Source organism: Aeromicrobium tamlense (assembly GCF_013408555.1).
GTDB classification, from domain to species: Bacteria; Actinomycetota; Actinomycetes; order Propionibacteriales; family Nocardioidaceae; genus Aeromicrobium; species Aeromicrobium tamlense.
This window is the reverse complement of record NZ_JACBZN010000001.1, coordinates 2288303-2305820: the sequence shown is the minus strand read 5'-3', so window position 1 is coordinate 2305820 and position 17518 is coordinate 2288303. Positions and strand designations below refer to the sequence as shown.

Annotated in this window: 20 protein-coding genes; 14 read left to right on the top strand and 6 right to left on the bottom strand. The window is 71.3% G+C overall.

What is annotated here, in order from left to right; genetic code table 11:
• Positions 1 to 95: 95 nt before the first annotated feature.
• Positions 96 to 1127 carry an aminotransferase class V-fold PLP-dependent enzyme gene (locus tag BJ975_RS11470; protein WP_179425993.1) on the bottom strand — a complete coding sequence of 344 codons (1032 nt, stop codon included), beginning with the start codon at positions 1125 to 1127 and terminating at the stop codon, positions 96 to 98.
• Between the two features lie 54 nt (positions 1128 to 1181).
• On the opposite strand from BJ975_RS11470, the gene BJ975_RS11465 reads away from it, so the two are divergent.
• A complete protein-coding gene (locus BJ975_RS11465) occupies positions 1182 to 2210 on the top strand; it encodes an LLM class flavin-dependent oxidoreductase (protein WP_179425991.1) in 1029 nt (342 codons plus the stop codon).
• A gap of 7 nt (positions 2211 to 2217) precedes the next feature.
• On the opposite strand, the gene BJ975_RS11460 is transcribed toward BJ975_RS11465, so the two are convergent.
• Together BJ975_RS11460 and BJ975_RS11455 are read right to left on the bottom strand one after the other, a co-directional pair.
• Entirely contained in the window at positions 2218 to 2778 is a 561-nt protein-coding gene (locus BJ975_RS11460) for an isochorismatase family protein (protein ID WP_425545976.1), read from the bottom strand.
• Entirely contained in the window at positions 2775 to 4064 is a 1290-nt protein-coding gene (locus BJ975_RS11455; RefSeq protein WP_317628349.1) for a nicotinate phosphoribosyltransferase, read from the bottom strand. The genes BJ975_RS11460 and BJ975_RS11455 overlap by 4 nt, the downstream gene beginning before the upstream one ends.
• A 65-nt stretch (positions 4065 to 4129) precedes the next feature.
• On the opposite strand from BJ975_RS11455, the gene clpS reads away from it, so the two are divergent.
• The 6 genes from clpS to BJ975_RS11425 all read left to right on the top strand — a co-directional run bounded on the left by clpS (position 4130) and on the right by BJ975_RS11425 (position 7786).
• Positions 4130 to 4426, top strand: coding sequence for an ATP-dependent Clp protease adapter ClpS (gene clpS / locus BJ975_RS11450; RefSeq protein WP_179425985.1), 297 nt, complete (start codon positions 4130 to 4132; stop codon positions 4424 to 4426).
• Complete coding sequence (locus tag BJ975_RS11445; RefSeq protein ID WP_179425983.1) at positions 4423 to 4986, top strand: DUF2017 domain-containing protein; 564 nt, start codon at positions 4423 to 4425, stop codon at positions 4984 to 4986. Before clpS ends, BJ975_RS11445 begins: the two co-directional genes overlap by 4 nt.
• 78 nt (positions 4987 to 5064) lie before the next feature.
• On the top strand, positions 5065 to 5544 hold the full coding sequence (locus BJ975_RS11440) for a Mov34/MPN/PAD-1 family protein (protein ID WP_179425981.1): 480 nt from the start codon (positions 5065 to 5067) through the stop codon (positions 5542 to 5544).
• Complete coding sequence (locus BJ975_RS11435) at positions 5544 to 5822, top strand: MoaD family protein (protein WP_179425979.1); 279 nt, start codon at positions 5544 to 5546, stop codon at positions 5820 to 5822. Before BJ975_RS11440 ends, BJ975_RS11435 begins: the two co-directional genes overlap by 1 nt.
• A gap of 2 nt (positions 5823 to 5824) precedes the next feature.
• Positions 5825 to 6772, top strand: a complete 948-nt coding sequence (locus tag BJ975_RS11430) for a PLP-dependent cysteine synthase family protein (RefSeq protein ID WP_179425977.1) — start codon at positions 5825 to 5827, stop codon at positions 6770 to 6772.
• Positions 6773 to 6811: 39 nt separating this feature from the next.
• Positions 6812 to 7786 carry a ribose-phosphate diphosphokinase gene (locus BJ975_RS11425; protein WP_179425975.1) on the top strand — a complete coding sequence of 325 codons (975 nt, stop codon included), beginning with the start codon at positions 6812 to 6814 and terminating at the stop codon, positions 7784 to 7786.
• Positions 7787 to 7789: 3 nt separating this feature from the next.
• On the opposite strand, the gene BJ975_RS11420 is transcribed toward BJ975_RS11425, so the two are convergent.
• On the bottom strand, positions 7790 to 8227 hold the full coding sequence (locus tag BJ975_RS11420; protein ID WP_179425973.1) for a MarR family winged helix-turn-helix transcriptional regulator: 438 nt from the start codon (positions 8225 to 8227) through the stop codon (positions 7790 to 7792).
• Positions 8228 to 8279: 52 nt separating this feature from the next.
• Between BJ975_RS11420 and BJ975_RS11415 the strand changes: the two genes are divergently transcribed.
• The gene (locus BJ975_RS11415) at positions 8280 to 8696 is read left to right on the top strand and encodes an organic hydroperoxide resistance protein (protein ID WP_179425971.1); all 417 of its coding nucleotides are present in this window, start codon (positions 8280 to 8282) and stop codon (positions 8694 to 8696) included.
• A 97-nt stretch (positions 8697 to 8793) separates the two neighbouring features.
• On the opposite strand, the gene BJ975_RS11410 is transcribed toward BJ975_RS11415, so the two are convergent.
• Both BJ975_RS11410 and BJ975_RS11405 read right to left on the bottom strand, forming a co-directional pair.
• Positions 8794 to 10014, bottom strand: coding sequence for an MFS transporter (locus BJ975_RS11410; protein WP_179425970.1), 1221 nt, complete (start codon positions 10012 to 10014; stop codon positions 8794 to 8796).
• Positions 10011 to 11339: a GH1 family beta-glucosidase gene (locus BJ975_RS11405; RefSeq protein WP_179425968.1), complete on the bottom strand. Its 1329-nt coding sequence runs from the start codon at positions 11337 to 11339 to the stop codon at positions 10011 to 10013. Before BJ975_RS11405 ends, BJ975_RS11410 begins: the two co-directional genes overlap by 4 nt.
• A 127-nt stretch (positions 11340 to 11466) precedes the next feature.
• Between BJ975_RS11405 and murI the strand changes: the two genes are divergently transcribed.
• The 6 genes from murI to BJ975_RS11375 all read left to right on the top strand — a co-directional run bounded on the left by murI (position 11467) and on the right by BJ975_RS11375 (position 17503).
• Positions 11467 to 12273, top strand: a complete 807-nt coding sequence (murI, locus tag BJ975_RS11400; protein ID WP_179425966.1) for a glutamate racemase — start codon at positions 11467 to 11469, stop codon at positions 12271 to 12273.
• Positions 12270 to 13031 (top strand): MBL fold metallo-hydrolase, encoded by a 762-nt coding sequence (locus tag BJ975_RS11395; protein WP_179425964.1) that lies wholly within the window; start codon positions 12270 to 12272, stop codon positions 13029 to 13031. The genes murI and BJ975_RS11395 overlap by 4 nt, the downstream gene beginning before the upstream one ends.
• Before the next feature lie 120 nt (positions 13032 to 13151).
• Positions 13152 to 15344, top strand: coding sequence for an immune inhibitor A domain-containing protein (locus BJ975_RS17135; RefSeq protein ID WP_218845861.1), 2193 nt, complete (start codon positions 13152 to 13154; stop codon positions 15342 to 15344).
• Positions 15345 to 15463: 119 nt separating this feature from the next.
• Positions 15464 to 16183 (top strand): ribonuclease PH, encoded by a 720-nt coding sequence (gene rph / locus BJ975_RS11385; protein WP_179425962.1) that lies wholly within the window; start codon positions 15464 to 15466, stop codon positions 16181 to 16183.
• A complete protein-coding gene (gene rdgB, locus BJ975_RS11380; protein ID WP_179425960.1) occupies positions 16180 to 16794 on the top strand; it encodes an RdgB/HAM1 family non-canonical purine NTP pyrophosphatase in 615 nt (204 codons plus the stop codon). Before rph ends, rdgB begins: the two co-directional genes overlap by 4 nt.
• Before the next feature lie 46 nt (positions 16795 to 16840).
• Complete coding sequence (locus tag BJ975_RS11375; RefSeq protein ID WP_179425957.1) at positions 16841 to 17503, top strand: VOC family protein; 663 nt, start codon at positions 16841 to 16843, stop codon at positions 17501 to 17503.
• Positions 17504 to 17518 lie beyond the last annotated feature (15 nt).

Genomic DNA, 17518 nt, shown 5'->3' with positions numbered 1-17518 from the left:
ACGTCGCACTTTCCCCAAAGTTGTGCGAACGTACAACTCAGGGTTCCTTCGGGAGGTGACGCCCGGCTCGGCATCCTCGGGGTGCCGACCGGGCGTCACGCACGCAGGGCGTCGACCACGCGGTCGAGGTCCTCCTCGTCGTTGTAGAGGTGGAACGCGATCCGGGCCGCGCCCTGGCGCACCGAGGCGCGCAGCCCCGCGTCCTGCAGGCGTGTGGCGGCGTGCTCGATCGGGATCGAGACGATCGCCGAGTCCAGCGGCGGCAGGTCCAGTGCGGCCCGCGCCCGCCCGGCGAGGTCGAGGTTGTGCGCGGTGACGGCGTCGAGGTCGAGCGTCGCCATCCACGCCAGGCTCGTGGCTGCGCCGACCACCGGGAACCACGAGGGGGAGATGTCGAACCGGCGGGCGTCGTCGGTGAGCCGCAGCGGCAGCCCGTAGGTGGTCTGCCACGGCGCGCCCCCGGCGTAGCGGTTGGCGTGGTGGGGGACGAGCCGCTCGACCATCCGCTCGGCGTAGGACGCCCAGGCGATGCCGGTGGGCGCCAGCAGCCACTTGTAGCTCGAGCTCACGACGACGTCGGCCCACGCAAGGTCGAGCCGGAGCCAGCCGAGCTGCTGCGTCGCGTCGAGGATCACGAGGGTCTCCGAGCCCTCGGTGGCGGCTCGCAGCGCGGCGAGGTCGACCTGCGCGCCGTCGGCCGACTGCACGGTGGACACCGCCACCACGTCGTGATCGGCGGCCAGCTCGGGCAACCGCTCGAGCGGCACCTCGGTGACGGTCACGCCGCGGCCGTCGTGGGCGGCGAACGGGAAGCTGACCGACGTGAACTCGCCCTCGGGGACCAGCACGCGCGAGCCGTGGGGCAGGGCGGAGGCCACCGGGCCGAGCAGCGCCGCGACGGACGAGCCCATCGCGACGGACTTCACCGGGACGCCGGCCAGGGTCGCGAACGCCGCGCGACCCGCCGCGATGTCGGCGTCGAAGTCGGGTCCCGCGACGGTGCCCGCGGCCCAGCCGCGGTGGACCCGTTCGAGGGCGTCGACCGTGGCCTTCGGTGGCAGCCCGTAGGCCGCCGTGTTCAGGTAGCCCTCCGGCCCGATGAACGTGGCCCCGAATGCCTCTCGCATGATTCGACGCTAGCGCGTGGGAATCGAACCGGTCCCTCCCGGGTTGAACCCGGTGTGAAGCTCTCGGTCCTGGATCTCGTCCCTGTCCGTACCGACCAGACCAGCGGTGATGCCGTCGCGGCCGCCACCGAGCTGGCGCAGACCGCCGACCGGCTCGGGTTCGAGCGGTACTGGGTCGCCGAGCACCACAACATGCCCGCCGTGGCGGCCACGTCGCCGCCGGTCCTGATCGCCCTGCTGGCGGCGGCGACCGAGCGCATCCGGCTGGGCTCGGGCGGCGTCATGCTGCCCAACCACGCGCCGCTCGCGGTGGCTGAGCAGTTCGCCCTGCTCGAGGCCGCCTTCCCGGGTCGCATCGACCTCGGCATCGGTCGCGCGCCCGGCTCGGACCCCGTCACCTCGTGGGCGCTGCGCGGCGCCGCGGGTCGTGACGACTCCGACATCGAGAACTTCCCGCGGTACCTCGACGACGTCGTCGCTCTCATGGACGGCCGCGGCGTTCGCGTGCCGATCCCGAACCAGCAGTACGTGCTGAAGGCGACCCCGGCCGCCGTCGGCGCCCCGAACCTGTGGCTGCTCGGCTCGTCGATGTACTCGGCGCACCTCGCCGCCGCGAAGGGCCTGCCGTACGTCTTCGCGCACCACTTCAGCGGGCACGGCACGGCGGAGGCGCTCGAGGTCTACCGCAGGGAGTTCCGGCCGAGCGACGTCTGCGACCGGCCCACGACGTTCCTCACCGTGAACATCGTCGTGGCCGACACCGCCGACGAGGCCACCGCGCTCGCGCTGCCGAACCTGCAGAACATGGCACGCCTGCGCACCGGCAAGCCGCTCGCGCCGATCGACCTCGTGGAGGACGCGGAGGCGCTCGACCTCGACCCGGGCATGGACTCGCTCGTCGACTCGGGCCTGGCGCGGATGGTGGTCGGCGACCCCGACACCGCGCGCAAGGAGCTCGAGGTGCTCGCCGCCCAGTTCGACGTGGACGAGGTCATGCTGCACCCGGTGGCGTCCGCGCGTCGCGGTGCCGACCCGCGCTCCACGCCCGGCCGCGTCCGCACCCTCGAGCTCGTCGCCGGCTGACCTCGGGTCAGGCCGTGGTGACGCCCGCGGCGGACCACTCCTGCCGCACGCGGTTGAGGCTCTCCGGGGTCACGGCCGCGGTGAGGTCCTCCAGCACCCTGACGCGGAAGCCCTCGGCCGCCCCGTCGAGCGCGGTGGCGCGCACGCAGTGGTCGGTCGCGATGCCGCACACGTCGATCGCGTCGACGTCGCGCTCGCGCAGGAAGTCGGCGAGGGTGCGTCCGTCGGCGTCGGCGCCCTCGAAGCCCGAGTACGCGGCCTCGTAGGCGCCCTTGTCGAAGATGGCGGCGAAGAGGTCGTTCGTGAGTGGCTCGTGCAGCTCGGCGCCGGGCGTGCCGACCACGCAGTGCGGCGGCCACGAGTCCACGTAGTCGGGCGTCTCGCTGAAGTGCGGGCCGGGGTCGACGTGCGCGTCGCGGGTGGCCACCACGAGCTCGTAGTCGCCCGCGGCGATCAGGTCGGCCACGGTCTGCGCGACGGCCGCGCCGCCGGCGACGGCCAGCGAGCCGCCCTCGCAGAAGTCGTTCTGGACGTCGACGACGACCAGGGTGCGGGGTCCGCTCATCAGTCCTCCTCGTAGATCGTCGCGATGGCGGGATCGCCCTTGGAGAGGCGTCGCGCCGACGCGGGCAGCTCGCGCAGCGACGCCTGGAGGCGGGCTCGCGAGTCCTGCAGGGTGGCCCGGTGCACCCGCTCGCCGGCCTCGACGAGCGGCACCATCAGCTCGCGGTCGTCGCCGTCGTCACGGGGCTTCACGTCGATCCCGACGACCTCGGCCTCGGCCACGCCCTTGGCGCTGAGCCGGCGCAGCGCGGTCTTGCGGCCGCCGATCGACGTCTTGTCCTTGCTCTTCTTCGCGACGCCGAGCATCGCGCCGTCGGCGGTCTCGCGCGCGACCAGCTTGTAGACGAACCCGCTCGTGGGGGAGCCCGACCCGGTGACGAGCGAGGTGCCCACGCCGTAGCCGTCCACGGGCGCGGCGGCCAGGGCGGCGATCGCGTACTCGTCGAGGTCGCTCGTGACCGTGATGCGGGTGTCGGTGTTGCCTGCGGCGTCGAGCTGCGCCCGCGTGGCCCGCGCGACGTCGGCGAGGTCACCGGAGTCCAGGCGCACGCCGCCGAGGTGCGGACCGCCGACCTCGATCGCCGTGGCGACGCCCTGCGGCGTGTCGTACGTGTCGACCAGCAGCGTCGTGTCGTGCCCGAGCGAGCCGATCTGCGACGTGAACGCGTCGCGCTCGGAGTCGTGCACGAGCGTGAACGCGTGCGCGGCGGTGCCGGCGGTGGGGATGCCGTAGCGGCGTCCGGCCTCGAGGTTCGACGTGGCGGCGAACCCGCAGATGTAGGCGGCCCGCGCGGACGCGACGGCGGCCTCCTCGTGCGTGCGGCGCGTGCCCATCTCGATGCACGGCCGGTCGCCCGCGGCCATCGTCATGCGCGTCGCGGCTGAGGCGATGGCCGAGTCGTGGTTGAGGATCGACAGGATCAGCGTCTCGAGGATCACGCCCTCGCCGAACGTGGCGTCGACCCGCAGGATGGGCGAGCCGGGGAACCACAGCTCGCCCTCGGGGTAGCCCCAGATGTCGCCGGTGAAGCGGTAGTCCGCGAGCCAGTCGCACGTGACGTCGTCGACGACCTTCGACAGTCGCAGGAACTCGATCTCGGACTGGTCGAACCGGAAGTTCGCCAGTGCGTCGAGCACGCGCCCGGTGCCGGCGACCACGCCGAACCGTCGCCCGCCGTTGAGCCGCCGTCCGAACACCTCGAACACGCTGCGCCGTGAGGCCGTGCCGTCGGCCAGCGTGGCCTGCAGCATCGTCAGCTCGTAGTGGTCGGTCAGCAGCGCGGTCGACACCATGGGTTCAGCGTAGGACCACGCCGACCTTCGTGCGGGGGAGCGCGGGCAGGCACAATGGGGTCGTGACCACCCCCACCCCCGTCGAGACCGAGAAGCCGGACGCCGACCTCGTCGTCCAGCTGGAGGACCCGTGGGTGACCATCGTCTGGAACGACCCGGTCAACCTCATGTCGTACGTGGCGTTCGTCTTCCGGACGTACTTCGGCTACACCGAGGAGAAGGCCACCCAGCTGATGCTCGCCGTGCACGAGGAGGGCCGGGCCATCGTCTCCAGCGGCCGCCGCGAGGAGCAGGAGCGGCACGTGCAGGCCATGCACGAGTACGGACTGTGGGCCACGCTCGAGCGGAGCGACGCGTGAAGCCGTTCCGCCGCCGCCGGCGCGGCACCGTCACGGCCACGTTCGAGCTCAACGAGGCGCAGCTGCTGGTCAACCTGGCCAGCCAGGTCGTCGAGCTGCTCCAGGACCGCAACGGTCCCAGCGAGTCCGAGCCCGACCCGCTGGCGCAGCTGATCGGCATGACCGGCCCGGTGCAGCCGCCCGAGGATCCCGTGCTGGCGCGCCTGCTGCCCGACGCCTACCGCGACGACCCGGTCGAGGCCGCGGAGTTCCGCCGCTTCACCGAGCAGTCCCTCTCGTCCGTCAAGGTCGACAACGCGCGCGCGGTGATCGAGAGTCTCGAGGCGGGCGGGCTCGCCGAGAGCGCCAAGCACGTCGAGGTCGAGCTGGACGACGCGGCAGTGATGTCCTGGCTGCGCGCCCTGACCGACATCCGCATCGCGCTCGCCGTGCGCCTGGGCATCGAGACCGAGGAGGACGCCGAGCGCCTCGCCGAGTCCGACGACGAGGCCACGCTCGCGATGGGCGACGTCTTCGACTGGCTCGGCTTCGTGCAGGAGACCCTCGTCCACGTCGCCTGACCGGGTGCCGGCAGGGTCGGTGTCCGCACCACGGATGGGTGGATCGGGCGTCGGGACGCCTCGATAGACTCGGGAACCGTGTTGACCATCCTGCGCGAGCACGTGGAGGCGATCGTCGCCCACGCGCGCCGCGACCACCCCGACGAGGCGTGCGGCGTCATCGCCGGGCCCTACGGCTCCGACCGCCCCGAGCGGCTCATCCCGATGCTCAACGCCGCCATGTCGCCCACGTTCTACGAGTTCGACTCCGGCGACCTGCTGCGCCTCTACCGCGAGATGGACGACCGCGACGAGGAGCCCGTCGTCATCTACCACTCGCACACCGCCACCGAGGCCTACCCGTCGCGCACCGACCTCAACCTGGCCTCCGAGCCGAACGCGCACTACGTGCTCGTGTCCACCCGCGACGGCGCCCACGAAGCCGGTGAGGTCGACTTCCGCTCCTACCGCATCGTCGACGGAACGATCACCGAGGAAGAAGTTCGCGTCGTCGACCGTTACACCGAAGACAGCACGACTGCGGGTCCCGCAGTCCCCCCAACCGAAGGTGACATCTGATGGCCGTCGAGGTCCGCATCCCCACGATCCTGCGCCCCTACACGGGTGGTGAGCGCGCCGTCGAGGCCGACGGCACCAGCCTGTCCGCCCTGATCGACGATCTCGAGGCGAACCACGAGGGCATCAAGGAGCGCCTGCTCGACGGCGCCGAGCTGCGTCGCTTCGTCAACGTCTACGTGAACGACGAGGACGTGCGCTTCACCGGCGGCCTCGCGACCGAGCTGTCCGATGGCGACACCGTCGTCATCCTGCCCGCGGTCGCGGGCGGCGCGGCCTGACGATGCGCTATGACTCGCTCGTCGACTCGGTCGGCCACACGCCCCTGGTGGGGCTGCCGAGCCTCTCGCCGAGCGACGACGTGCGGCTCTGGGCGAAGCTGGAGGACCGGAACCCCACCGGCTCGATCAAGGACCGCGCGGCACTGTCGATGATCCTGGCGGCCGAGGCCGACGGCACCCTCACGCCCGGCTGCACGATCCTCGAGCCCACCAGCGGCAACACCGGCATCTCGCTGGCGATGGTCGCGCGCCAGCGCGGCTACCGGCTGATCTGCGTCATGCCCGAGAACACCTCGGTCGAGCGGCGCCAGCTGCTCACGATGTTCGGCGCCGAGATCATCAGCTCGCCCGCGGCGGGCGGCTCGAACGAGGCCGTGCGGGTGGCCAAGGGCCTCGCGGCCGAGCACCCCGACTGGGTCATGCTCTACCAGTACGGCAACCCCGCGAATGCCGATGCGCACTACCGCGGCACCGCGCCCGAGCTGCTCGAGGACCTGCCCACGATCACGCACTTCGTGGGCGGACTGGGGACCACGGGCACCCTCATGGGGATTGGACGGTTCTTCCGCGACCACAAGCCCGACGTGCGGATCGTCGCGGCCGAGCCGCGCTACGGCGAGCTCGTCTACGGCCTGCGCAACATCGACGAGGGCTTCGTCCCCGAGCTGTACGACGCCTCGCTGATCGACTCTCGCTTCTCCGTCGGCCCGCGCGACGCCGTGCGGCGCGTGCGCGAGCTGATCGACGCCGAGGGCATCTTCGCCGGCATCTCGACGGGCGCGATCCTGCACGCGGCGCTGGGTCAGGCGACCAAGGCGGTCAAGGCGGGCGAGCGCGCCGACATCGCGTTCGTCGTGTGCGACGCGGGCTGGAAGTACCTGTCCACCGGGGCGTACGAGGGCACCATCGACGAGGCGGAGGACCGCCTCGAGGGCCAGCTCTGGGCCTGACCTGTTCAGCGCGCCCCGCGACCCGTTAGCCTTCGAGCCGTGAGCGACATCGTCGTGTTCTCGGGCAGTGCACACCGGAAGCTGGCAGAGGAGATCTGCAGCAACCTGGGCGTCGCCCTCAGCCCCTCGGACACCCAGCGGTTCAGCAACGACTGCCTCCAGGTCCAGCTCCTCGACAACTGCCGCCAGCGCGACGTCTACATCGTCCAGCCGCTCGTGCCGCCCACGCAGGACCACCTCATGGAGCTGCTGCTGATGGTCGACGCGGCGCGCGGTGCGTCCGCGGCCTCGGTCACCGTGGTGGTCCCGCACTACGCGTACGCGCGCTCGGACAAGAAGGACGCCTCGCGCATCTCGATCGGCGGCAAGCTGGTGGCCGACATGATGGCCACGGCGGGCGTCAACCGCGTCGTCACCATGACCCTCCACGCCCCGCAGGTGCACGGCTTCTTCTCGATGCCGGTCGACCACCTCACGGCTCTCGGCGAGCTCGCCGAGCACTACCGGGCCCAGGACCTCAGCAACGCGATCGTCGTCTCGCCCGACTTCGGCAACGCCAAGACGGCCTCGCAGTTCGCCCGCCTGCTGGGCCTGCCCGTGGCCGCCGGCAGCAAGCAGCGCAAGGCCGACGACAAGGTCGTCATCGACACCATCGTGGGCGACGTCGCGGGCAAGCGAGCGATCGTCCTCGACGACGAGATCGCCACGGGCGGCTCGATCATCGAGCTCATGGACAAGCTGGCCGAGTCCGGTGTCACCGAGGCCTCCGTCGCCTGCACCCACGGCCTCTTCGCGGGCAAGGCGGTCGAGCGACTGCGCTCGCACCCCGCGATCACCGAGGTCGTCACGACCGACACGGTCCCGGCGCCGGCCGACTGGCCCGAGCTCACGGTGCGCTCGGTGGCGCCGCTGTTCGCCGAGGCCATCGCGCGCATCCACGCGGGCGAGTCGGTCTCCAGCCTGTTCGACGGGGTGGATCCGGCGCACGCGCCGCCGCAGCCCAAGCTGTTCTGAGGCTCAGCCCTCCAGCTCGGCGATGAGGCGGTCGAGCAGTCCGCGCAGGGCACGACCGTCGGCCGCCGACATCCCCATGCCCTCCACCAGGCGGGCGGGCACGTCGGCCACGCGCTCGCGCAGCGCCCAGCCCTGCTCGGTGGCGGAGACGAGCACGCGACGCTCGTCGGTCCGATCGCGGGCGCGGGTCACGAGCCCGGCGGCCTCCAGGCGCTTGAGCAGGGGAGTGAGGGTGCCCGAGTCCAGGTGCAGACGGGCGCCGAGCTCCCCGACGCCGAGCGGCGCGTCGGACTCCCACAGCGCCAGCAGGCACAGGTACTGCGGGTAGGTGAGGCCCACCTCGGCGAGGAGGTCCGTGTAGCGACGGGTCACGGCGCGGGAGGCGGCGTACAGCGGCAGGCAGAGCTGCTGGTCGAGCGCGAGCTGCGGGTAGTCGTCCACGACTCCAGACTAGACCTTGCGGCAATCAATTGTGCGCAATACAGTTGTGGACATGAAACCTCTCTACACCGCCAGCGCCGTCGCGACCGGTGACGGCCGCAACGGCCACGTCGAGTCCACCGATGGCATCCTGATTGCCGACGTCCGCGCCCCCAAGGAGCTCGGCGGAGCCGGAGGGGCCACGAACCCCGAGCAGCTCTTCGCCGCCGGCTACGCCGCGTGCTTCCACTCCGCCCTGCGCACGGTCGCCAAGCGCTCCGGCGCCGACGTCACCGACTCCGAGGTCGTCGCCGACGTCTCGATCGGCGAGAACGGCACGGGCGGCTTCGGCCTGGCCGTGGCCCTCGAGGTCACGCTGCCGAACGTCAGCCGCGAGGAGGCCGAGAAGCTCGTCGAGCAGGCCCACCAGGTCTGCCCGTACTCCAACGCCACGCGCGGCAACGTCGAGGTCGACCTCAGCGTCGCCTGACCGCCGCCGCTTTCCGCCCCCACCTCTGGAACGGGATGCACGCCTTCGCTCCGCGAAAACGTGTCAACCGTTCCAGAAGTGGGGGCGTCTGTGCGTCTCAGCGCACGCCGCGGATGCGCACGACGGCCAGAGCGCCGGCGAGTCCGACGAGGGCGGCCGTGACGTAGAGGGTCGTGTAGCCGCCCAGCGAGGTCACGATGACCGCGGCGACCACGGGCGCGAGCACCTGCGGCAGGGCATTGGCGATGTTGATGACGCCGAGGTCCTTGGCGAACCCCGCCTCGTCGGGCAGGACCTCGGTGATGATCGCCAGGTCGACGGCGATGAACGCCCCGAAGCCCACGCCCAGCACCACGGCGGCCACGAGCACGCCGGGCCACGTCTGCCAGAACGCCAGCAGCAGCGCGGCCACCGCCATCACGACGCCGGCCCACACGACGAAGACCTTGCGGCGCTCGACGCGGTCGGACCAGCGCCCGGCGACCACGGCCGAGATCGCGACCACCACTGAGTTCACCGCGATGACGACGAAGACGCCGCCGTCCGGGTCCTCCACGCCGACCGCGTCCTGCAGGAAGTAGAAGAGGTACAGCGTCGCGATCGCGTTGCCGAGGTTGACGACGAACCGGGTCAGCCACGCCCACGCGAAGTCGGGATGCCGGCTGGGGGAGATCCAGAACGACCGCGCGAACGCACGAGTCGACCAGGGGACGCGCTCGGTGCGCGGCTCGTCGTGGCTGCGCCCGAGGTACGGCAGGGCGCTCAGCAGCAGGAAGGCGGCGCACGCGAGGTAGCCCGCGCGGGTGCCGCCGAAGGCGATCGCGAGCCCCGCACCGACGAGGATGCCGAGCGTCTGGCCCAGCCCGACGAGCCCGCCGGCCCACGCGCGCTGGGCGACCGGCACCCGATCGGGCAGGGTCGCCGTGATCGAGGCCAGCGAGGCGTTGACCGAGGCCTGCACGAGGCACCACCCGACGACGACCTGCCAGAACTCGCTGGCGCCGGACAGGATCGTCAGGCCCAGCGCGCCGACCACCGAGCCGGCCGTGATCCACGGGACCCGTCGGCCGAAGCGCGACCGGGTGCGGTCGGACAGCGCGCCGAACAGGGGATTGGCCACCATCGAGATCGCCGCGCCGATGCCCGTGACGATCGCGAGCGCCGTCTCCTTGCCGTCGCCGACGATCGCCTCGGTCTGCTGGGGCAGCAGCACCGCGAGGGGGCCGAAGAACGCGACGTACGTGCCGAGGTTGACGACCGCGACCGACAGCAGCCACGGCAGGCGCACGGGCGCCCGTCGCTCGACGGGCGTGGTCATCGATCCCGCTGCGCGTCGATCACCGACCGGTACCAGGCGAACGAGTCCTTCGGGATGCGCTGCTGCGTCTCGTAGTCGACGTACGTGAGGCCGAAGCGCTGCGAGTACCCCTCGGCCCACTCGAAGTTGTCCATGAACGACCAGTGGAAGTAGCCGCGCACGTCGACCCCGGCGTCGATCGCGTCGTGCAGGGCGCCGAGGTGCGCGGCGGTGTAGTCGATCCGGCGCTGGTCGCGGACCCGGCCGTCCTCGCCGGGCGTCTCGTTGAACGCGCCGCCGTTCTCGGTGATGAGGATCGGCGGCAGCGCGTCGCCGTAGGTGTCCTTCAGTCCCGTCAGCATCCGCGTGAAGCCCTCGGGGATGATCGGCCAGCCGAAGTCGTTGTACTCCAGCCCCTCGGGCGTGACCATCTCGAACGGGATCTCGGCACCGGGCTCGGCCGCGGCGACGTACTGCGGGTTGTACGAGTTGACGCCCAGGAAGTCGATCGGCTGCGAGATCAGCTCGAGGTCGCCGTCCTGCGCGACGGGGTCGACGATCCCGGCCAGCGGCCACGTGCCCCGCAGGATCGGGTCGAGGAACGCGCGGTTGTAGATCAGGTCGAACAGGCCCGCGGCGTCGCGGTGCTCCGGCGTGTCCTCGATCGGCAGCACCTCGCAGTGGTTGTTCGCCGGTCCCACCTGCTGCGCCCCGGCCGCGCGCAGCGCCTGCACCGACCGGCCGTGGGCGAGCAGCTGGTGCCAGGCGACCTGGAGCGCGCCGAACCCGAGCTCCTTGCCCGGCGCGTGGATGCCGGTGGCGTGACCGAGCAGGGTGAACACCACGGTCTCGTTGAGCGTGAACCAGCGCGTCACGCGGTCGGAGAGGCGCTCGCCGACGATCCGCGCGTACTCGGCGAACCGGTCGGCGATGTCCCGGTTCTCCCAGCCGCCGCCCGCCTCGAGCGCCAGCGGCGAGTCCCAGTGGAACAGCGTCGCGCTGGGCTCGATGCCGTGCTCCAGCAGGGTGTCGACGAGCCGGTCGTAGAAGTCGAGCCCGCGTGGCTCGACCGTCACGCCGTCGGGCTGGATCCGCGGCCAGGCGATCGAGAAGCGGTACGCGTCCACCCCGAGGTCGGCCATGAGAGCCACGTCCTCGCGGTAGCGGTGGTAGTGGTCGCAGGCCACGTCGCCCGTGTCGCCGTTCAGGATGCGGCCGGGAGTGTGGCTGAACTCGTCCCACACCGAGCGCCCGCGGCCGTCCTCGTCGACCGCCCCCTCGATCTGGTACGAGGCGGTCGAGACGCCCCAGGTGAAGTCGGGTCCGAAGTGAGGCAGATCACGCATGCGCCCATCCTGCACCGAAACCTGCACCCGCGGGGGACCCTCGGCGACACCGTCGTCTCGCCGTGATGACGGACCTCACGCCCGTTCGATTGCCCGTCGGGGCGGCGAGGTGTCTACCCTCTGACGTGTGAGCGACGCACCCATTGGCATCTTCGACTCGGGCTTCGGAGGCCTCACGGTCGCCCGGGCCGTGCTCGACCAGCTGCCGCACGAGCCGATCGTCTACCTCGGCGACACGGCCCGGCAGCCCTACGGGCCGAAGCCGATCTCCGAGGTCCGCGAGTACGCCCTCGAGTGCCTCGACCACCTCGTCGCGCTGGGCGTGAAGGCCCTCGTGATCGCGTGCAACTCCGCGAGCGCCGCCGTCCTGCGCGACGCGCGCGAGCGCTACGACGTCCCCGTGGTCGAGGTGATCCTGCCCGCCACGCGCCGCGCCGTGAACGCCACGCGCAACGGCCGGGTCGGCGTCATCTGCACCGCCGCCACCGCCACGTCGGGCGCCTACGACGACGCGTTCGCCGCCAATCCCGGCATCGACCTGCACACCAGCACGTGCCCGCGCTTCGTCGAGTTCGTCGAGGCCGGCATCACCGGCGGGCCCGAGCTGATCGCCGTCGCGCAGGAGTACCTCGCGCCCCTCCAGGAGGCCGGTGTCGACACGCTCGTGCTCGGCTGCACCCACTATCCGCTCCTGACGGGCGTCCTCGCGTACGTGATGGGCGATAGCGTGACCCTCGTGTCCAGTGCGGAGGAGACCGCGAAGGACGTGTACCGCCTGCTGGCGTCGCACGGCCTCGAGCGCGACGGCGCGCTGCCGCCGCCCGAGCACCGCTTCCTCACCACGGGGCATCCCGCCGAGTTCGCTGACCTCGGCCGTCGCTTCCTCGGTCCCGAGGTCGAGTCGGTCGACCAGTTCGCCTGGGTGGCCACGTGAGGCTCACGATCGTCGGCTGCTCCGGCTCCTTCCCCGGACCCGAGTCGGCCGCCAGCTGCTACCTCGTGGAGGCTCCGTTCGAGGGCCGCACGTTCCGGCTGCTGCTCGACCTCGGCTCCGGCGCCCTCGGGCCGCTGCAGGACGTCATCGACCTGCGTGACATCGATGCGATCAGCCTGTCGCACCTGCACGCCGACCACTGCTTCGACATGAGCGGCCTCTACGTCGTGCGCAAGTACCACCCGTCGGGCCCGCCGCCGAAGATCCCGGTCTACGCGCCGCCCGGCAGCGACTGGCAGCTGTCCAACGCCTACGGCACCACGGCCCCCAACGGGATGACCCTGCCGTTCGAGTTCCACGAGCTGGCCGACGGCCTCGAGACCACGATCGGGCCGTTCACGCTCAAGGCCCGGCGGACCCCGCACCCCGTCGAGGCCTACGCCGTCCGGATCGAGCACGAGGGCAGCGTCCTGGTGTACTCCGGCGACACCGGACCCGACGACGACCTGGCCGACTTCGCCTCCGGCGCCGACGTGTTCCTGTGCGAGGCGTCGTTCGTCGAGTCGGCCGAGAACCCGCCCGACCTGCACCTCACCGGAGCCGACGCGGGCCGCCTCGCCACCAAGGCGCAGAGCGCGCGACTGCTGCTGACGCACATCCCGCCGTGGACCGACCGCGCCGAGGTCGAGGCCGACCTGCTCACCACCTACACCGGCGACTACACGCTCGTGCGATCGGGTGACGTAGTCGAGTTGTAACTCTCCGGGGCATTGCCCTGGCGGGGCGCCAGAGGGTTAAGTGACTCTCGGTGCCCAGCCACCGTGCCATCAGGGCACGGCGTGTGCGTCCGGGGGGACGGGCACCAAGAGAGGTAGATCGTGAAGATCTCATGGAAGCCACTCGCCGTGTCCGCAGCACTCGCGGCCTCGGCCCTGACGGGGCCGGCGATCGCCGGCAGCACGGCCACTGCGGCCGCGCCGACCTCCGCGAAGGCCGCCGATCCCCAGCCGTTCCACCCCGACCTCGACCTGAAGGACCTCACCTTCCAGGGCAAGAAGGTCGACACCACCACGCAGTACAAGGCCGGGAAGCGCGCCCAGAGCCGCTCGGCCGCCCCGGCGGGCGAGACCCCGCCCGTCGGCACCGTGCGCGAGTGGCTCGCGCTCGACGACGTGCAGGGCTCGATCTACTACAAGGACTACACACTGCGCGGGTCCGGCGACAACATCGAGGTGTGGGTCGCCAACGACATCGCGTTCCCCGAGGGCGACTGCCGCGGTGACGACGCCACGGTCGTGACCGACGCCCAGGTCGAGAGCCTGGTCGAGGAGTTCGACTCGAACATCTACCCGAAGGAGTCCGAGGCGTTCAGCACGCCGCCGGCCCGCGACGGGTCGAACGCGCTCATCGAGGGCGACTTCAGCGGCGGCGGCGAGAAGATCGTGACGCTCGTCGACAACGTCCGCGACGACAACTACTACGACTTCCCGGCGGCTCCCACCTACATCGCGGGCTTCTTCTGGTCGATCTTCAACGAGTACATGGACCGCAACATCATGACGATCGACGCGTTCGACTGGGAGCACCGCACCGGTGCCGACCCGGCCGACGAGCCGACCGGCGACGTGTGCACCAGCCGTCCGGCGCGCCCGCACCTCTACGAGGGCACGTTCGCGCACGAGTACCAGCACCTGCTGCAGTACTACACCGATCCCGGCGAGAGCATCGCCGTCAACGAGGGCCTGTCCGACTGGGCGCAGACCCTCGTGGGCTACGTCGACGGCACGAAGACCGTCTACGACAAGGGCGGCGACGGCCACCTCTACTGCTTCCAGGGCTACGGCACCGTCCAGACCCCGTACAACACGAACCCGCGTGACTGCGGCGGCCCCGAGAACTCCTTCAATCTCTGGGACGAGGGCAACACGTCCTCGGGCGTCCTGGCGGACTACGGCCACGCGTACCAGCTGATGCTGTACCTGGGCGACAGGTTCGGCGAGGACTTCATCTCCGAGCTGCACCGCGACGGCGAGGCCCAGGGCATCGCCGCGATCGACAAGCAGCTCAAGGCGAAGGGCACCAGCTTCCGCAAGGTGTTCCACGACTTCCAGTCGATGACGCTGCTCGACCAGCTGGTCGGCGACGCCAAGAAGGCGCTCATCGTGGGCACGACGAAGTCGAAGGTCACCACGCCGAGCCTGCGCTCGTCGGTGAACCTGGACAACCCCGCCGCCTATGCGACGCCGGGTGCGGCCCCGAACGGCGCCGACTACGTCCCGCTCACGGTCAAGGGCAAGCAGATCACCGGCGCCCAGCTGCGCAGCGCGACGTTCGAGGGCGCCAAGACGCTCCCGGCCCAGCCGCTGCGCTGGACCTCGGTGACCGACGACAGCGATCGCCCCGGCGACGCGGTCCTGTTCTCGGGCAACGAGAACAGCCTCGACGTCGCGGCGGTCACCCCGGTGACGGTCCCGGCGGGCTCGCCCACGCTGACGCTCGACGCCAAGTACGGCGCCGAGGAGGGCTACGACTACGGCTACGTGCAGGTGTCCACCGACGGCGGCGCCACCTACACGTCGCTCGCCGGCGACAAGACCGTCGACGGCCCGCAGGGTCCGGCGCTCGCCGGCACCACCGACGGCTTCGAGCCGCACGTGTTCGACCTCTCGGCCTACGCGGGCCAGGAGATCCTGCTGTCCTTCCGGTACATCTCGGACGGCGGCGTGAACGAGGGCGGCCTGAAGATCGACAACGTGGTCGTCGGTGACACGACGATCAGCGACGGCTCGAACCTCGACGACTTCCAGTCGCCGACGCAGATCCGTCCGACGCCCGTCGAGAACTGGCACGTCAAGCTGGTCGGCATCCGCCCGGGCAAGGTCCCGTACGTGGCCCAGGTGGCCTCGGACGGCAAGAGCTCGGTCAAGCTCGACAAGCTCTCGCTGATCGCGCTCAAGCCGGCCAAGCAGATCGTGGCGATCGTCAGCTACGACGACTCCACCGAGATGGTCCAGCAGTACGCGCCGTACAAGCTGACCGTCAACGGCGAGCTGCAGCCCGGCGGCAGCTGAGCCGACTGACGGATTCCCCGGTTAAGTGGAGAAACTCTCACTTCGCGAGGTTTGCAAACCTCGTTCAGTGACAGGAAACCCACTTAACCGGGGAAACTGCGGGCCGCTACCGTGGCGGGGTGACCCGAGAAGACGGCAGGACCCCCGACGAGCTGCGACCGATCACGATCACCCGAGGCTGGCTCGACCACGCCGCGGGCTCGTGCCTGATCGAGTTCGGCAAGACCCGCGTGCTGTGCGCCGTGGCCGCCACCGAGGGCGTGCCGCGTTGGCGCAAGGGCTCGGGCATGGGCTGGCTCACCGCCGAGTACGCGATGCTCCCGCAGGCCACCCACGACCGCTCCGCCCGTGAGTCGGTCAAGGGCAAGGTCGGCGGCCGCACGCACGAGATCAGCCGTCTCGTCGGGCGCTCGCTGCGCGCCGCGGTCGACCTCTCGCAGCTCGGCGAGAACACCATCGCGATCGACTGCGACGTCCTCCAGGCCGACGGCGGCACCCGCACCGCCGCGATCACCGGCGCCTACGTCGCGCTGGTCGACGCGATCGCCCAGCTGAAGTCCCAGGGCGCCGTGAAGGGCGACCCGCTCGTCGACTCCATCGCCGCCGTCAGCGTCGGCATCATCGACGGCACCCCGATGCTCGACCTGCCCTACGTCGAGGACGTGCGCGCCGAGACCGACATGAACGTCGTGATGACCGGATCGGGGAAGTTCATCGAGGTCCAGGGCACCGCCGAGGGCGCGGCCTTCGACCGCTCCGAGCTCGACGCGCTGCTCGGCCTGGCCGAGAAGGGCTGCGCCGACCTGACCCGCCTGCAGCGCGAGGCGCTCGCCTCGTGACCCGCGTCGTCCTGGCCTCGGGCAACGCCAAGAAGCTCGACGAGCTGCGCCGGATCCTCGAGCCGCTCGTGCCGGGCGTCGAGGTGCTGGGCCTGGCCGACGTGGAGCCCTACGACGAGCCGGCCGAGACCGAGCCGACCTTCGAGGGCAACGCCCTCATCAAGGCGCGCACGGCCGCGCAGGTCACCGGCCTGCCCGCGCTCGCGGACGACTCGGGCATCTGCGTCGACGCGCTCAACGGCATGCCCGGCGTGCTGTCCGCGCGCTGGTCCGGCGTTCCGAAGGACCAGGGTGGCGACGCCGCGAACAACCGACTGCTGCTGGCCCAGCTGGCCGACGTCCCCGACGAGCGCCGCGGCGCCACCTTCCGGTGCGCGATGGCGTTCGTGCTGCCCGACGGCACCGAGGTCGTCGAGGTCGGCGAGATGCCCGGTCGCGTGCTGCGCGAGGAGCGCGGCGCGGGCGGCTTCGGCTACGACCCGCTGTTCGCCGCCGAGGGCCACGAGGTGTCGACCGCCGAGCTCTCGCGCGAGGACAAGGACGCGATCAGCCACCGCGGTCGCGCCCTGCGCGCGATCGCGCCCGTGGTCGCCGAGGCGCTCACGTCCTGACGCGCTCGGGGTGACGCCGTCGGTGGTCGCCCCTAGCGTGGGCTCCATGGCACTCGTGGAGTTCAAGGACCTGGTGATCGACGTCGAGGACCCGGCGGCCGCCGCCGAGCGGTGGGGGCGCTGGCTGCACCTGCGCGGCGAGACCGACGAGGTCGGCGCCGTGCTGCGTGGCGACGACCCGGGGCAGACGATCTGGATCAACCCCGCCGAGCCCAAGACGGTCAAGGACCGCGTCCACCTCGACATCGTCGCGCGCGACCTCGCGCCCTTCGAGGGTCTGGAGCGCCTCACCGAGCCCGGCCAGTTCAGCTGGACGACCTTCCTCGATCCCGAGGGCCACGAGTTCTGCGTCTTCGAGGGCGGCGAGCGTCCCGACGGCCTCAAGGACGTCGTGGTCGACGCGATCGACCATGCCGCCATCGGCGCGTGGTGGGCCGACGTCTTCGGCGCCAGCTACAGCAGCGACGAGGAGTACTCGTGGGTCGACGACATCCCGGGCTCGCCCACCGAGTCGTTCGACTTCGTCACGGTGCCCGAGCCCAAGACGGTCAAGAACCGCATCCACTGGGACGTCAGGCTGGTCGGCGACGCCACGGTCGACGACCTCGTGGAGCGCGGCGCCACGGTGCTGCTGCCACCCGGCGACGACCGCCGCTGGACCGTCATGGCCGATCCCGAGGGCAACGAGTTCTGCGTCTTCGACGCCTGATCCGCCGCGCGGGCG

Excerpts from the sequence above, each read along its gene's own strand:
- BJ975_RS11470 (WP_179425993.1), bottom strand. The coding sequence starts at position 1,127 with ATGCGAGAGGCATTCGGGGCCACGTTCATCGGGCCGGAGGGCTACCTG.
- BJ975_RS11435 (WP_179425979.1), top strand. The coding sequence starts at position 5,544 with ATGGCCGTCGAGGTCCGCATCCCCACGATCCTGCGCCCCTACACGGGT.
- BJ975_RS11430 (WP_179425977.1), top strand. The coding sequence starts at position 5,825 with ATGCGCTATGACTCGCTCGTCGACTCGGTCGGCCACACGCCCCTGGTG.
- BJ975_RS11415 (WP_179425971.1), top strand. The coding sequence starts at position 8,280 with ATGAAACCTCTCTACACCGCCAGCGCCGTCGCGACCGGTGACGGCCGC.
- BJ975_RS11410 (WP_179425970.1), bottom strand. The coding sequence starts at position 10,014 with ATGACCACGCCCGTCGAGCGACGGGCGCCCGTGCGCCTGCCGTGGCTG.
- BJ975_RS11405 (WP_179425968.1), bottom strand. The coding sequence starts at position 11,339 with ATGCGTGATCTGCCTCACTTCGGACCCGACTTCACCTGGGGCGTCTCG.
- BJ975_RS11375 (WP_179425957.1), top strand. The coding sequence starts at position 16,841 with ATGGCACTCGTGGAGTTCAAGGACCTGGTGATCGACGTCGAGGACCCG.